Source organism: Acidovorax sp. 107 (assembly GCF_003058055.1).
In the GTDB taxonomy this organism is placed as follows: Bacteria; Pseudomonadota; Gammaproteobacteria; order Burkholderiales; family Burkholderiaceae_C; genus Acidovorax.
Map to the genome: position 1 here is coordinate 3,063,193 of NZ_QBTZ01000001.1, position 14,903 is coordinate 3,078,095.

Consider the following 14,903-nt stretch of genomic DNA (forward strand, 5'->3'; position numbering starts at 1 on the left):
AACGGATTGTAGAAGCGACCGGCCGGATGCCGGACAGCCAGATTGGCGAGAAACCAAAAAATGACCAAGACCCTGGTAATTGCAGAAAAACCCTCGGTGGCGCAAGACATCGTGCGCGCACTGACGCCCGTAGCGGGCAAGTTCGAGAAGCACGAAGACCACTTCGAGAACGACCGCTATGTAGTCACCAGCGCCGTGGGCCACCTGGTGGAGATCCAGGCGCCCGAGCAGTTCGACGTGAAACGCGGCAAGTGGAGCTTTGCGCACCTGCCCGTGATCCCGCCGTTTTTTGACCTCAAGCCCGTGGACAAGACCAAGAGCCGCCTGAATGCGGTGGTCAAGCAGGCCAAGCGCAAGGACGTGACCGACCTCATCAACGCCTGTGACGCGGGCCGCGAGGGTGAGCTGATCTTCCGCCTCATCGAGCAGTACGCCGGTGGCAGCAAACCGCTGGGAAAACCCGTCAAGCGCCTGTGGCTGCAGTCCATGACACCCCAGGCCATCCGCGATGGCTTTGACGCGCTGCGCAGCGAGCAGCAGATGGCGGGCCTGGCCAGTGCGGCCCGCAGCCGTTCTGAAGCCGACTGGCTGGTGGGCATCAACGGCACCCGCGCCATGACGGCGTTCAACTCGCGCGATGGAGGCTTCTTCTTGACCACCGTGGGCCGGGTGCAGACCCCCACGCTGTCGCTGGTGGTGGAGCGCGAAGAAAAGATCCGCAAGTTCATCAGCCGCGACTACTGGGAAATCCACGCCACCTTTGGCGCCCAGGCCGGTGAATACCCCGCCAAGTGGTTCGACCCCAAGTGGAAAAAAGGCGAGGACGTGGAAGCCCGCGCCGACCGCGTGTGGTCCGCTGCCGAAGCCCAGGCGATCGCCAACGCCGTGCGCGGCAAGCAGGCCACGGTCACCGAAGAGAGCAAGCCCACCACCCAGGCATCTCCCCTGCTGTTCGACCTGACCAGCCTGCAGCGCGAGGCCAACGGCAAGTTCGGGTTCAGCGCCAAGACCACGCTGGCCCTGGCGCAAAGCCTGTACGAACGCCACAAGGCCCTGACCTACCCGCGTACCGACTCGCGCGCGCTGCCCGAAGACTATTTGCCCGTGGCCAAGCAAACGTTTGAAATGCTGGCCGACAGCGGCATGCGCCACCTGGCGCCCCACGCGCTCACCGCGCTGAACAACAACTACGTGCGCCCGTCCAAGCGCATCTTCGATAACAGCAAGGTGAGTGATCACTTTGCCATCATCCCCACGCTGCAGGCGCCGAGCGGCCTGTCTGAAGCCGAACAGAAGCTGTACGACCTGGTAGTGCGCCGCTTCATGGCCGTGTTCTTCCCCAGCGCTGAATACACCGTGACCACCCGCATCAGCACCGTGGCACCCCACAGCTTCAAGACCGAAGGCAAGGTGCTGGTCAAGCCGGGCTGGCTGGCCATCTACGGCAAGGAAGCGGCCGACGAAGTGGAAGGCGGCAAGGACGGCGACAAGGGCCAGAACCTGGTGCCGGTCCAACCCGGCGAAATGGTCAACACCCTGCAGGTAGACCCCAAGGGCCTCAAGACCAAGCCGCCCGCTCGCTACTCCGAAGCCACGCTGCTCGGCGCCATGGAAAGCGCGGGCAAGCAGATCGACGACGACGAGCTGCGCGAGGCCATGCAGGAAAAAGGTCTGGGCACCCCAGCCACGCGCGCGGCCATCATCGAAGGTTTGCTGACCGAAAAGTACATGCTGCGCGAAGGCCGCGAAATCATCCCCACCGCCAAGGCCTTCCAGCTCATGACGCTGCTGCGCGGGCTGGAGGTGGAAGAGCTCTGCCGCGCCGACCTGACCGGCGAGTGGGAGTACAAGCTCTCGCAGATGGAAAAAGGCCAGCTCAGCCGCGAAGCCTTCATGGCCGAGATCGCTGCCATGACCGAGCGCATGGTCAAGAAGGCCAAGGAATACGACCGCGACACCATTCCGGGTGACTACGCCACGCTCGAATCGCCCTGCCCCAACTGCGGCGGCGTGGTCAAAGAGAACTACCGCCGCTTTGCCTGCGTGGGCAAGCCGGGCGCAGAACCGTGCGGCTTCAGCTTTGGCAAATCGCCCGCAGGCCGCACCTTTGAAACCGCCGAGGCCAACGCCCTGCTGCGCGACAAGAAGATCGGCCCGCTGGAAGGCTTCCGCTCCAAGGCAGGCTGGCCCTTCACGTCCGAGATCGTCATCAAGTACGACGACGAGGCGCATAACTACAAGCTCGAATTCGACTTCGGCGACGACAAGAAGGGCGAAGAGTCCGGCGAGATCGTGGAGTTTGAAGACGCCGCGCTGGGCGCCTGCCCGATCTGCGGATCGGAAGTGCATGAGCACGGCAGCAACTACGTGTGCAGCAAGGCCGTGCCCACTGCCGCGCAGCCCACGCCCAGCTGCACCTTCAAGAGCGGCAAGATCATCCTGCAGCAGCCGGTGGAGCGCGAGCAGATGACCAAGTTGCTGGAGACCGGCAAGACCGACCTGCTCGACAAGTTTGTGAGCATGCGCACGCGCCGCAACTTCAAGGCCCACCTGGCGTGGGACAAGGAGGCGGGCAAGGTCAACTTTGAATTTGCGCCATCCAAGTTCCCGCCACGCCCAGGGGCCGCTGCAAAAACAATAGCAACCAAGGCAAAAGCCACTAGCGCTACTGCCAAAAAAGCCCCGACAAAGAAGGCCGCAACCAAAACCACGGCCGCCAAAGCGCCGCGCAAGGCCGCCGCAGGCAAGGCGCCCAGCGCCGCCCTGGCCGCCGTGATCGGCGCCGAGCCGGTGGCCCGCCCCGAGGCCGTGAAGAAAATGTGGGAATACATCAAGGCCCACAACCTGCAAGACCCCAAGGACAAGCGCACCATCGTCGCCGACGACAAGCTGCGCGCCGTGTTCGGCAAGGACAGCGCGGGCATGTTCGAGCTGGCGGGCATTCTGGGCAACCACCTGGGCGGCGAATGATGCAAACGCCCGGCACGGCATCCACCCCGTCGTCCGCAGCGGTCGCGCAGGGCTTCTGGCGCACCGCGCTGGTGGCCCTGATGGTGGCTGCTGCGCTGGGTGGGTGCACCACCACAGGCTCCGCGCGCTCTAGTGACCCGGCCAGCCAGCAGCAGCCCCAGGGTGCGAGCGGCGTGACCGTGTTTGGCGACATCGACGTGAACGTGACGCGCGAGCGCACACGCTGACGGACTTAGCAGGCACTCTCACCGCATCCGCATGCGCAGCCGCACTGAACGCACCGTCCTCACCGCCATCGCGGTGGTGCTGGTGGCGGCGGCCGCCGCTGCGTGGTGGACGCGCGATGCCTGGCTGCCGCACGCAGGGCCGTGGTCCGAACAGATGTGGAAAAAGATCACCCGCCCGGGCCCCGACACCCTGCCGCCTGACAAGCGGCCCGCCCAGGCGCAGCCCGCGCGCAACGGAGCCTCAACCCCCGCTGCACCGCAACCGCGCAAGTGTGTGAAAGACGGCCGCACTACCTACACCGACCAGCCCTGTCCCAAGGGCACGCAAGAGCTGCCGGTGGATGGCGCGGTGACTTCGCTCCCGCCCTGACGGTTCGCTGCCCATCGGACAAAGACGTGCCCAGGCGCCTGAGCCCGCGCTCGCGTGCGGCATGGGTTCTTGCATCGCAGCATTCACTGTCGCCCCGGTGTCTCCTGCGTTTCTGCCCTGCGGACATCCGCGCCACCATGTCACGCCGCTGCAATGGCGCCGCCCTAGAGTCGGCCTCTTTTCAGAAACGGAACCGCTGCCATGAAAGCCTTGTCCTCCTTCGCCGCCGTCTGCTTGTCTGCCCTGGTGCTTGCCGGGTGTGGCGGTAGTGACAATGCACCTGCACAACCCCAGGTCATCGCGCACCGTGGCGCCAGCGGCTATCTGCCCGAACACACCCTGGGCGGCTACGAGCTGGCCATCCGCATGGGGGCGGACTTCATCGAGCCCGACCTGCAGATCACCAAGGACGGCGCGCTGGTCGCCATCCACGACGACACCCTGACCCGCACCACCAACGTGGCCACGCTGTTCGCGCAGCGCAACGGCGGCTACAAGGTGTCGGACTTCACCCTCGGCGAAATCAAGACGCTGACCGTGGTGCCCACTGGCACCGGCAAGGCAAGCTATCCGGGCTTCACGCCCAGCTCGGCCAACGCGTTCGCCGTGCCCACCTTCCAGGAAGTGGTGGACCTGGCCAAAAAACAAAGCAGCACCGCAGGCCGCGAAGTGGGCATCTACCCCGAGGCCAAGCAGGCCGACCCGGTGATGGAAGACGGCATCCTCAAGACCTTGGCCGCCAACGGCTACAACGCCACGAGCAAGGTCTTCATCCAGTCGTTCAGCGATGCCACGCTGCGCAGCCTGCGCACCAAGCAAGTCGCGCAGAACAGCAAGATGCCGCTGATCCTGCTGGGGGTGGCCACCACTGCGGCGGACGGCACCGCGCGCATGGGGGTCACGGGCGCCACCGGCGTGCAGGCGCTCGCGCTCAAGGATGTGGCTGCCTTCACCGAGGGGGTGGGCGTGCTCATCAACAACACCACCTACCCGGTCACGAAGTCCTTCATCGACCAGGCCCATGCCGCAGGCCTGAAGGTGCACGGCTGGACCTTTGCACAGGCCGATGCCGCTCCTGCAGCCGCAGAGTTCCGCAAGTACCTGGACATGGGCATGGACGGCATGTTTGCCAACTACCCCGACCTGGCGGTGACCGCCCGCAACGCCTACGTGCAGGGCAAGTAACCACAGCGCACCGAAGGGGGCGGTCCCCGCACACAGCGGGCCAGTGCGCTGGATAGCCCCCATGCGACAACCGGGCGGACGCATCTGGGCTAGTCTTGCGGCAACGCCCTGTGCTTGAGCCTTTCGACCATGTCCTCTTCTGCCCCTTCTCGATCCCTGCCCCTACGCGGCGCCACCAACTTTCGCGACCTGGGCGGCTACACCGGCCACGGCGGCCGCCCCGTGAAGTGGCGCCGCATCTTCCGCTCCGACCACCTGGCAGGCCTGACGCCCGAAGACCAGGCCCTGCTCGCCGACTTGGGTGTGGCCCGCGCAGTGGACTTTCGGGGCCAGGCCGAAAGCGCCGCGTATGCCTACGCGCTGCCCGGCGTGGCCTACCACCCGCTGCACATCGAACCTACGGTGGTACAGCGCGCGCTGGAGCTGCAACGCACCGGCCGCCAGCTCACCGCCCAAGATGCCGTGGGCCTCATGCAGGACACCTACCGGGGCTTTGTGCACGACAACGCCCCGCGTTTTGCCGAACTGTTCCGCCTGCTGCTGGCCAGCGATACGCCCACGGTGTTTCACTGCACCGCAGGCAAGGACCGCACCGGCTTCGCCGCCGCCCTCATCCTGCTGACGCTGGGCGTGCCGCGCGATGTGGTCATGCACGACTACCTGCTCACCAACGCGCTGTATCAGCGCCCACCCGGCATGGGCAGCCACGCACCAGAGGAAGTGCTGCGCGTGCTGTGGCGCGTGCAAGAGGAGTTTCTGGAGGCCGCCCTGCACATGGTGGACAACGACTTTGGCGGGCTGCAGGCGTATCTGGTGGACGTGCTGGGTGTTGACGCTGCCGCGCAGAAAGAATTGGCGGGCCGGTACCTGCAGGCGGCCTGAGCCGCCGATGGTGCCCGCTGGCGGCGCCTGCCCGGCTTACCCCGGGCTGTGCTGCGGCCGTATTGTCACAGCGCGCTGTTGGCGCACCCGCCAGAACAGCCAGCCCACGATGGACAGGTTCAGCAGGTTCCATCCCATGCCGTTCAAGAACGCCGCACGGTAGCTGCCCGTCAGGTCGAAGATCCAGCCCGACATCCATCCCCCCAGCGCCATGCCGATCAACGTGGCCATGATCACTGCGCCCACGCGGGCACCGGCCTCCTGCAGGGCAAAATACTCGCGGATGATGATGGCGTAGGCGGGCACGATGCCGCCCTGAAACAGCCCGAACATCGCCGAGATGACGTACAGCGGCACCAGCCCGTCAAACGGCAGAAACAGCGCCAGCCCCACGCCCTGCAACGCCGAGCCCAGCAGCAGCGTGCGCACGCCGCCAATGCGGTCGCAGATCACGCCCGACACCAGGCGGCTGACGATGCCACACGCCAGCATCAGCGACAGCATCTCGGCCCCGCGCGCCGCGCCAAAACCCAGGTCGGTGCAATAGGCCACGATGTGCACCTGCGGCATCGCCATGGCCACACAGCAGGCCACGCCCGCCACACACAGCAACAGCTGCGCATGCAGCGGGCGCAGGCCAAACGGGCGGCTGCGGTCGAGCGACAGCGCTGCAGGCACCACACCGGCTGCCGCACCCTGCACCGCTGCGGCCGGCGCAGAGGCTGCGTCCATCTGCACCATGGGTGCGCGCTGGCGCATGCGCAGTGCCAGCAGCAGCATGCCCACGCCACACACCAGACCCAGCAGCACATAGGTGTGGCGCCAGCCGATCAGCTCGATGCCGTGCTGCACGATGGGCGGCCACAGCGCGCCCGCAATGTAGTTGCCGCTGGCGCAGATCGCCACCGCAATGCCGCGCCGCTTGTTCCACCACAGCGCGGTGTCGGCCATCAGCGGCGCAAACGTGGCCGACGCACCAATCAGCCCCATCAACCCATGGGCCAGCCCAAACCCCCAGATGCTGCCCGACAGCCCCGCCCACACAAACCCGCCACACACGGCCACCGCGCCCACGCACAGCACCGGCATCAGCCCATGCCGGTCGGCCATGCGCCCCGTCCAGATCCCGCCCAGCCCCAGGCACACCATCATCAGCGTGTAGGGCAGCGACGCATCCGCACGGCCCACGCCAAACTCGGCTTGCACGGCGGGCAGCACCACCGACACCACATACATGCTGCTGTTGCCCAACACCACCAGGCCCAGCGTGGTCAGCAGGCGCCAGGCGGCTTGGCGGGAGTCGATGAGGGATGCCGGGGCGGCGGCAGAGGGGGAGGCGGGGATGTTGGGCATGCGGGGCAATTTAACTGAAGCAGCGGAAGTGCTGCACGGGGTGCAGCCCACCACCATCGCGCCGTGTGCATCTGCAGACTCGTGCCGTCTGCGGCACACACTTGCCGCACGACGCGTGCAAAGGACGCATGCCGCTCGTTTGCACCCCAAAGCGCCTTCCCCACCCGCTATGCTCCCCATCCAACCCAACAAGACCCACGGTAGCCGCCATGCACGAAATCATCTGCCCCCACTGCAACAAGGCGTTCAAGGTGGACGAAACCGGGTATGCCGACATCCTCAAACAGGTGCGTGACGCGGATTTCAGCGCGCAGTTGCACGAGCGGCTGGAGTTGGCCGAGCAGGACAAGCGCAATGCCGTCGCACTGGCGCAGGCCCAGGTGGCCAATGAGCTGCAGAAGGCGGCAGCGGCCAGAGACGCCGAGATCCAAGCGCTGAAGGCGCAGCTGGATGCAGGCGCGGTGGAGCGTGACCTGGCCGTGGCGCAGGCCCTGAGCGCGGTGGAGAAGCAGCGCGATGCGCTGGAAAACAAGCTGGTGAGTGAGCTGGAGCGTGCGCGGCAGGCGCAGCAGGCGGCGGACCAGTTGGCACAAGCGCGGCTGGCGCAGGAGCTGCAGGGCGTGGCGGCCAGAAAGGACACCGAAATCCAGCAACTCAGATCGCAGCTGGAGGCTGCCGAGGTGGCGCGCAGGCTGGCGGTGACCGAGGCAGTGACGGTGGTGGCCCGGGAGCGTGATGAACTCCAAAACAACCTGAACCTGGTGGTGGTGAAAAAGCAGCTCGAAGAGACCGCCATCAAGGAGCAGTACGCCTTGCAGCTGCGCGACCGCGACGGCGAGATTGCGCGGTTGCGGGACATGAAGGCGCGCCTGTCGACCAAGATGGTGGGCGAGACGCTGGAGCAGCACTGCGAGACGGAGTTCAACCGCATCCGCGCCACGGCGTTTCCGCGTGCGTACTTTGAGAAGGACAACGACGCGCGCAGCGGCAGCAAGGGCGACTACATCTTTCGCGATGTGGACGAGGCGGGCAATGAGATCGTCTCGATCATGTTCGAGATGAAGAACGAGAGCGACGAGACGGCCACCAAGAAGCGCAACGAAGACTTCTTGAAAGAGCTGGACAAGGACCGCAGCGAAAAGGGCTGCGAGTACGCGGTGCTGGTGTCACTGCTGGAGCCCGAGAGCGAGCTGTACAACACCGGCATCGTGGACATGTTCTACCGCTACCCCAAGATGTACGTGGTGCGGCCGCAGTTCTTCATCCCCATCATCACGCTGCTGCGCAATGCGGCGATGAAGTCGCTGCAATACAAATCAGAGCTGGCGCTGGTGAAGGCACAGAACCTGGACATCACCAAGTTCGAATCGCAGCTGGAGGAGTTCAAGGGCGCGTTTGGGCGCAACTGGCGGCTGGCGTCGGATGGGTTCGAGGAGGCCGTCAAGCGCATTGACGAAGCCATCAAGGACCTGGAGAAGACCAAGGAAGCGCTGCACAAGTCGGCCAACAACCTGCGCCTGGCCAACGACAAGGCTGAAGACCTGACGATCAAGAAGCTGACCCGCGGCAACCCGACGATGGCGGCCAAATTTGCGGAGCTGAAGCAGGTGGGGATGTTGGACGGGGAGTGAGACAGGGCGGCACGGTGAACGGCGTGCGGCTGTGCATTGCAAACTGTCACCGCAAGCGGTGACCAGGGCCCCGCTCGGCCTGACGCAGCCACGGTGCGCACATGCGCCCGGGCTCACACCTTGATGGAAGTCCCCGTCGCATAAAACTGCCCGCCCGCCACGTAGTGCAGCGTGCGCAGGTCTTCAGGCCCGGTGTCGAACTCCCAGTGCCCGTTGCGGAACACGCGGTCGTCGGCCCAGGCGGCCACCACTTCGCCAATGAAGAGGTCGTAGGCCTGCTGGTTGTGCGGCTCGGGGACCACGCGGCACAGCAGCCAGGCGGCGCAGCCTTGCACCAGTGGGGGCGTGGTCTGCACGGGCTGGCCCGGTGCTTCAAACAACTCCACGCCATGGCGCTGCAGCTTGTCGGGCATGGTCTTGGCGCTGTCGGTGCCCAGCGCGACGGTGAGCGCCGCCAGGGGCACGGTGGGCAGCTGCAGCGCAAACAACCCGCTGGCCTCCACCAGCTCGCGCGTGCGGGTGGCCTTGTCGAGCACCACCGTGACCTTGGGCGGCGCAAAGTCCAGCGCGCAGGCCCAGGCGGCGGCCATCACGTTGTGCTGGCCCGCGTGCGCGGTCGACACCAGCACGGTGGGGCCGTGGTTGAGCAGGCGGTAGGCCTTGTCGAGAGGCACGGGGGTGACGTGGGGGTGGGAGGCAGTGGGCAGCATGGGGTGTCAAGGCCTGTTCAGAGGGCGATACCAAGCGGTGGGGGCGGGGCGCAGAGCCAGTGGGTGTTGACGACGTTCGCTACAAATTACATAGCTACTCAGACATATTGCACTAGCACTACAGCGCATTTTGACCGCAAACCGGCCTCCGTACCGGCTATGGGGCTGCTGTGGAGCCAGGGCGGCGCGCGCAGCCGTGGCGGCCGTGCAGGGCCCTTTGGCGCCCGGCGTGCATGACGGACTGGTTCCGCGTTGCCCTAACATCGCCCGGCCAGTCCGTTGGCTACAACCCGCCCCCAAGGGGCCTACAGGAGACGATGAATGTTCAGTCATGTGATGGTCGGTGTGAACGACCTGGAGCGGTCCAAGACGTTTTATGACGCGCTGCTGGGCACGCTGGGCGTGCCGCCCGGCCTGGCCAACAAGAACCGCTATTTCTATCGCGGCCCCACCGGTACCTTTGGCATCACCACGCCCATCAACGGCGAGGCCGCCACCTTTGCCAATGGCGGCACGATCGGGTTTGTGATGCAGTCGCCCGAGCAAGCCGATGCCTTTCATGCAGCCGGCGTGGCCCACGGCGGCACCACCTGCGAAGACCCACCGGGCTGGCGCGAAGGCCCCGGCGGCAAGCTGTACCTGGCGTATCTGCGCGACCCGGACGGCAACAAGATCTGTGCACTGCACCGCCCACCCCAGGCGTAGTCAACGGGCGGGGTAGCCCGTGCTGCCCCTGTGGCGCTGCAGCCAGCGTGTGGCGCCCCGTGCGCCGTGGCACGCTGCGCTGGCCGTGACGGCAGTGGCCGCCAGCATGGCCACGGTGTGCACGCCCAGCGCGGCCAGCGCCAGCAGCAAGGGGGTGGAGGATGCACCTGCACCTGCCGCGCCATTGCCCAGGCACAGCGGTGCCAGCGCGGGCACCAGCGCCAGCCCCGCGCCGTGCGCGGTGGCGGCCCCCAGCGACCACAGGGCCATGCCCACCGGCCCGGCGGGCTTGCGCGGGCGATGCAGAGTGCGACCCGGCCGATGCGCGACAGCCAGCGCCAGCGCCACCCTTCCACACAACCCGCCCGCCACGGCCCACAGCACAGGCCGGGACAGCGACAGGCCCCCCACCACCGCAGCAGCCGTCAGTGCCACCGATGCCAGGTGCCCGGCGGCCATGGGCAGCAGCGCGCGCAGCGGCACGCTGCGGTCGTTGGCGTGCAGGCTCCAGGCAGTGGCCAGCCCCCAGCCCGTGAGGGGGTTGAGCCCATGCAGTGCGCCCATGGCGGCGATGGCGAGCCAGGGCCAGAGGGTGGTGTCCATGATCGTGGTCTTGGTCGTGTGTTGCTCAGCCCCGTGCGGAACAGCACCCACCCGGCGCGGGGTGGGACGGGGCGGCCTGAGGTGCCTGCGCAGTGGACGAAGCCGCGGAGCCAGCCGGTGCCTGGGCGGGCGCGTACCGGTCGTGGTGGCGCACCCAGTCCATGGGGTAGGCCGGGTTGGTCTCGTGGCGGCCTTGGGGCGTGAGGTCCAGCAACTGGTAGGTACCCATCATGGCCTCCACGCCGCGCCCGAAGGTGGAGTAGGCGTGGAACACCTCGCCCGCATCGCTGCGCACAAACACGCTGAGGCCCGGGGCCTCGTCGGCGGGGAACGGCCGCATGCCGTAGTTGTAGAGCACCTCGCCATTGCCGTGTGCGCGCTGCTCGGGCGTGAAGCTCACGGCAAAGTCGTGGTTGAAGTCGCTGCCGTGCGACGACGCCCAGCGGAACTGCCAGCCCATGCGCTGGCGAAAGCGCTCGATCTCGGCCAGCGGCGCGCGCGACACGGCGAGCACCGATACGTCACGGTGTTGCAGGTGCAGCTCCATGCCGCCCATGTGGTCGGCCATGAACGAGCAGCTGGGGCAGCCCTGCTCCCACCCCGGGCCAAACATGAAGTGCTGCACCAGCAACTGGCTACGGCCGTCGAACAGGTCGGCCAAGGCGCGCGGGCCCTGCAGCGTGTCCAGCGTGTAGCGCTTGTCCACGCGGGTCCAGGGCAGTGCGCGGCGCTGCGCGGCGACCTCGTCATGCAGACGGGTCAGCGCCTTCTCGCGGTCCAGCAGCGCGTGGCGCTGGGCCAGCCATTGGTCGGCAGAAACCACGGGGTGGGGGGTGGGTGCGTTCATCGGGGTGCTCCTGGTAGGTAGTGGATGACGTTGCGGGATGGGATGGAGGAGTGCACGGGGAGGGCGGCGCCGACAGGCGCACCGCTCCCCGGCCTGCGGCATCGCCTGATGCGCGCAGGGCCTGTGGTGGCAAAGGTGGTGGTGGGTGCGGCGGGGCGCCGCGTCACTCAGGGGGTCAGAGCCGGGCCGCCTTGGGCCGGCGCACGGCGCGGACCTTGCCGCTGCCGCCGCCCCCGCAGTAGAAGAGGTCGGCGCCGTCGGATTCGAGGCCGCTCACGCCCATGCCCATGCCCTGCGGCATATCGAGCTGCTGCAGCACGGCGCCGGTGGCGGGGTCGATGTGGCGCAGCGTGCTTTCGTCGCCCTCCCAGGTGCCATGCCACAGCTCGCCGTCCGCCCAGGTCACGCCGGTCACGAAGCGGTCGGTTTCGATGGTGCGCCGGATGGCGCCGGTGGCCGGGTCGATCTGGTGGATCTTGCGGTCGCGGTACTGGCCCACCCACAGGCTGCCCTCGGCCCAGGTGAGGCCCGAGTCGTTGCCTTTGCCGGGCGCGGGAATGGAGGCCACCACCTCGCCGGTAGCGGGGTCGATCTTGTCGATGCGCGCCTCGGTGATCTGGTACAGGTGCCTGCCGTCAAACGCGGTGCCTGCATCGCTGGCCACGGCCAGCGTGCGCCGGGTTTCTCCGGTGGCGGCATCAAAGGCCACCAGGTGCGCCCCCGTGGCGGCCCAGACATGCTGGCCGTCGTGGGTCACGCCGCTCACGCTGTCCGCGCCCGCAAAGGGGCCGTATTCGCGCACGATCTCGGCAGGCTGTGAGGGCTGGTGGCGGGTGGCGGCAGGTGTCGGGTCGTCGTGGGTGCATGCGGTCATCGTTGGCTCCTGTAGGGTGGCCCGGTGGGGGCTTGGCGTCCACTTTATGCAATTGGCAGCGCAGCGGGGAGTAACAAGATCGTCGTGAATCCGGACAGCGGCGGCGCCAGCCAGCGCTGCGCACGCGCGCGGCCGCAGGAGCGCGCGCAGGCGCCCCACTTCCACCCGCAGCCGCGCGCGGTGGGTGTCGTCAGGGTGGCGGGTGCGAAAGGCCTCGGCGATCAGCGCCTCGCGGTCTGCGTCGCCGGGCCAGGCTTGCGCCAGCGCGCGGGCGAGGGCAAACAGAATGGGTCGGCGTGCCAGTGGTTGCCAGACGGCGGTGGCGTCTGCGGCGGACAAGTCAACGCCCACCCCCACGCAGCGCCGGCACGCGTCCACCACCAGCGCGCCAGACGCCAGCAGGTCGGCCACCTCTGACAGGCGCAGCGGCTGGTCCACCCCTGCCCCCACGCGGCGCGCAGCGGGCTGGTCCAGCAGCGCGCGCGCCTGCGCCACCTCGGCCAGCAGGGCCGGTACGCGGGCTTGCTGGGCGGCCTCCTGCGCGCGGTCCAGGGCCGCGCGGGCGGCGGCCATGTGCAGCGAGCGCAGTGCCAGCTCGGCGCTGGTCAGGTCGGTCATGGCCCGCAGGGCGGGGGGCAGGCCGTCCGCTGAGGGGGCGGGAGCCACGGAGGCCATGGCGGCAGCGGCTTCGTCCAGCCGGCCGATGCGCAGCAGCCGCCGCGCCGCAATCAGCCAGGCCTGTGTGGCGTTGGCAGTGTCGCCATGGGCTTGCAGCGTGTCGGCGGCCTCGAGCAGCGGGCGGGGTGACCCGCCCAGGTCGCGCATGGCCAGCGCCACCTCGGCCTCGGCCACCACGCAGCGGGCACGCGCCTGGGCTTCGTGGGAGCCAAAGGCGCGCGCCGCCTGCCGCAGCAGGTCGCGCGCACGGGGGTGCTCGCCCAGCTGCGCCATGGCAATGCCGCGCAAGGCCAGGGCGGGCGGGTCGTCGCGCAGGGCCACGCGCTTGAGGGCGCCCAGCGGGTCCCCGGCAGCCAGTGCGCGGGCAGATGCGGAGATCAGCGAATCCATGGGCCACAGACTACACGCCCGCCGCAGCCGCCGTCACGCCCACGCCAGGCACCCGGCCGGGTGCGGGATACTCTGGCGCTTTGCTGCTTTCACCGCCACAAGGACCGCCCATTGAAATCCGCCAGTGCCACCACCTTCGACGAGGCCTACTACCAGCGCTTCTATTTCGACAAGAAAACCAGCGTGGTGGACCCGCAGCACTTGGAGCGCCTGGGCACCTTCGTGTGCAGCTACCTCAAGTACCTGCGTGTACCGGTGCGCCGCGTGCTCGACGTGGGCTGCGGCATCGGGCTGTGGAGGGACATCATGGCGCAGCACTTTCCCGCCGCCATTTATCAGGGCGTGGAGTTCAGCCCCTACCTGTGCGAGCGCTTCGGCTGGCAGCAGGGATCGGTGGTGGACTATGCGGCGAGCGAGCCGTTCGACTTTGTGATCTGCCAGGGGGTGTTGCCCTACCTGAGCCCGCCCGACCTGAAGGCCGCCCTGCACAACCTGGGCCGCCTGAGCCGGGGCGCGCTGTATGTCGAAGCGGTCTCGCGCGAGGATTTCGAGCGCGACATCATCGACGAGGACATCACCGACAACCGCGTGTTCCGCCACCGTGCCGATCTCTACCGGCGCGGGCTGCAAGAGGGCGCCATCGAGCTGGGCGGCGGCGTGTGGCTCAGCCGCAAGGCGGAGGTGCCGCTGTTTGCGCTGGAGCAGGCGGGCGGCCAGTGAACGACTCCACGCCCCCGGCCCCCCATGCGGTAGCCCGCCTGCGCGCCGAGCGCCTGGCCCGCAGCGCCAAACCCTTTTTGGCCCGTGGCGGCCCCAAGGGTGAGCGCTGCGCGGGCTGCCGCCTGGTGCCCAGCCACTGCATCTGCGCGCTGCGGCCTGCGCTGCCCACGCGCGCGGGCATGTGCCTACTGATGGCCGACATCGAGCCCCTCAAGCCCAGCAACACCGGCTGGCTGATTGCCGATGTGGTGGCCGACACCTATGCCTTTGGCTGGGCGCGCACCGAGGTGCACCCCGAGCTGCTGGCGCTGCTGGCCGACCCGCAGTGGCAGCCGTATGTGGTGTTCCCCGGCGAGTTCGTGGCACCCGAGCGCGTGGTCACGCAGGTGACCACGGCCGAGGGCAAACGCCCGCTGTTCGTGCTGCTCGACGCCACCTGGCCCGAGGCGCGCAAGATGTTCCGCAAGAGCCCCTACCTCAACCACCTCCCCGTGCTGAGCCTGCAGCCCGAGCAGATCTCGCGCTACCACCTGCGCCGGTCCACGCGCATGGACCACTTCTGCACCTCCGAGGTCGGCGCGCTGTGCCTGGAACTGGCGGGCGAGCTGCAAGCCGCGCAGGCGCTGGAGGCATATCTGGACGTGTTCACCCACCACTACCTGCAGGCCAAGCACCAGTTGCCAGTGGCTGCGGACGATGCCACGCACCTGCGGCTGCGCGCCCTGGCCACGCCCCCCTGAGCCGGTTCGCACCGGTGG

Annotated in this window: 14 protein-coding genes and 1 pseudogene; 9 read left to right on the forward strand and 6 right to left on the reverse strand. The window is 67.9% G+C overall.

Going from position 1 to position 14,903, the window contains the following annotated elements; all coding sequences use genetic code 11:
- The first annotated feature begins 60 nt into the window (after positions 1–60).
- From C8C99_RS14340 to C8C99_RS14360, 5 genes are all read left to right on the forward strand, one after another.
- Positions 61–2,970 carry a DNA topoisomerase III gene (locus tag C8C99_RS14340; RefSeq protein ID WP_108626087.1) on the forward strand — a complete coding sequence of 970 codons (2,910 nt, stop codon included), beginning with the start codon at positions 61–63 and terminating at the stop codon, positions 2,968–2,970.
- The gene (locus C8C99_RS14345; RefSeq protein WP_233247228.1) at positions 2,967–3,197 is read left to right on the forward strand and encodes a hypothetical protein; all 231 of its coding nucleotides are present in this window, start codon (positions 2,967–2,969) and stop codon (positions 3,195–3,197) included. Before C8C99_RS14340 ends, C8C99_RS14345 begins: the two co-directional genes overlap by 4 nt.
- A 31-nt stretch (positions 3,198–3,228) precedes the next feature.
- Entirely contained in the window at positions 3,229–3,567 is a 339-nt protein-coding gene (locus C8C99_RS14350) for a DUF4124 domain-containing protein (RefSeq protein WP_108626089.1), read from the forward strand.
- A 201-nt stretch (positions 3,568–3,768) separates the two neighbouring features.
- On the forward strand, positions 3,769–4,752 hold the full coding sequence (locus C8C99_RS14355; RefSeq protein WP_108626090.1) for a glycerophosphodiester phosphodiesterase family protein: 984 nt from the start codon (positions 3,769–3,771) through the stop codon (positions 4,750–4,752).
- 129 nt (positions 4,753–4,881) lie between these two features.
- Positions 4,882–5,634, forward strand: a complete 753-nt coding sequence (locus C8C99_RS14360; RefSeq protein WP_108626091.1) for a tyrosine-protein phosphatase — start codon at positions 4,882–4,884, stop codon at positions 5,632–5,634.
- A gap of 36 nt (positions 5,635–5,670) precedes the next feature.
- Here the strand turns inward: C8C99_RS14360 and C8C99_RS14365 are convergent, their stop codons facing one another.
- Entirely contained in the window at positions 5,671–6,987 is a 1,317-nt protein-coding gene (locus C8C99_RS14365; RefSeq protein WP_108626092.1) for an MFS transporter, read from the reverse strand.
- Between the two features lie 209 nt (positions 6,988–7,196).
- Here C8C99_RS14365 and C8C99_RS14370 point away from each other — a divergent pair, with 209 nt between their 5' ends.
- Positions 7,197–8,618, forward strand: a complete 1,422-nt coding sequence (locus C8C99_RS14370) for a DUF2130 domain-containing protein (RefSeq protein ID WP_108626093.1) — start codon at positions 7,197–7,199, stop codon at positions 8,616–8,618.
- Positions 8,619–8,731: 113 nt separating this feature from the next.
- On the opposite strand, the gene C8C99_RS14375 is transcribed toward C8C99_RS14370, so the two are convergent.
- Complete coding sequence (locus C8C99_RS14375; RefSeq protein WP_108626094.1) at positions 8,732–9,328, reverse strand: flavin reductase family protein; 597 nt, start codon at positions 9,326–9,328, stop codon at positions 8,732–8,734.
- A 321-nt stretch (positions 9,329–9,649) separates the two neighbouring features.
- Between C8C99_RS14375 and C8C99_RS14380 the strand changes: the two genes are divergently transcribed.
- A complete protein-coding gene (locus C8C99_RS14380; protein WP_108626095.1) occupies positions 9,650–10,033 on the forward strand; it encodes a VOC family protein in 384 nt (127 codons plus the stop codon).
- On the opposite strand, the gene C8C99_RS14385 is transcribed toward C8C99_RS14380, so the two are convergent.
- The 4 genes and pseudogenes from C8C99_RS14385 to C8C99_RS14400 all read right to left on the reverse strand — a co-directional run bounded on the left by C8C99_RS14385 (position 10,034) and on the right by C8C99_RS14400 (position 13,425).
- On the reverse strand, positions 10,034–10,636 hold the full coding sequence (locus C8C99_RS14385) for a hypothetical protein (RefSeq protein ID WP_108626096.1): 603 nt from the start codon (positions 10,634–10,636) through the stop codon (positions 10,034–10,036). It lies immediately after the preceding gene.
- Between the two features lie 25 nt (positions 10,637–10,661).
- Positions 10,662–11,483, reverse strand: a complete 822-nt coding sequence (locus C8C99_RS14390) for a DUF899 domain-containing protein (protein ID WP_108626097.1) — start codon at positions 11,481–11,483, stop codon at positions 10,662–10,664.
- Between the two features lie 175 nt (positions 11,484–11,658).
- Positions 11,659–12,357, reverse strand: a complete 699-nt coding sequence (locus tag C8C99_RS14395; RefSeq protein WP_108626098.1) for a PQQ-binding-like beta-propeller repeat protein — start codon at positions 12,355–12,357, stop codon at positions 11,659–11,661.
- Between the two features lie 44 nt (positions 12,358–12,401).
- Positions 12,402–13,425: pseudogene (locus tag C8C99_RS14400) on the reverse strand (helix-turn-helix domain-containing protein).
- A 111-nt stretch (positions 13,426–13,536) separates the two neighbouring features.
- On the opposite strand from C8C99_RS14400, the gene C8C99_RS14405 reads away from it, so the two are divergent.
- Together C8C99_RS14405 and C8C99_RS14410 are read left to right on the forward strand one after the other, a co-directional pair.
- Positions 13,537–14,145 carry a class I SAM-dependent methyltransferase gene (locus tag C8C99_RS14405; protein WP_108626099.1) on the forward strand — a complete coding sequence of 203 codons (609 nt, stop codon included), beginning with the start codon at positions 13,537–13,539 and terminating at the stop codon, positions 14,143–14,145.
- The gene (locus C8C99_RS14410) at positions 14,142–14,885 is read left to right on the forward strand and encodes a tRNA-uridine aminocarboxypropyltransferase (RefSeq protein ID WP_108626100.1); all 744 of its coding nucleotides are present in this window, start codon (positions 14,142–14,144) and stop codon (positions 14,883–14,885) included. Before C8C99_RS14405 ends, C8C99_RS14410 begins: the two co-directional genes overlap by 4 nt.
- Positions 14,886–14,903: the final 18 nt, after the last annotated feature.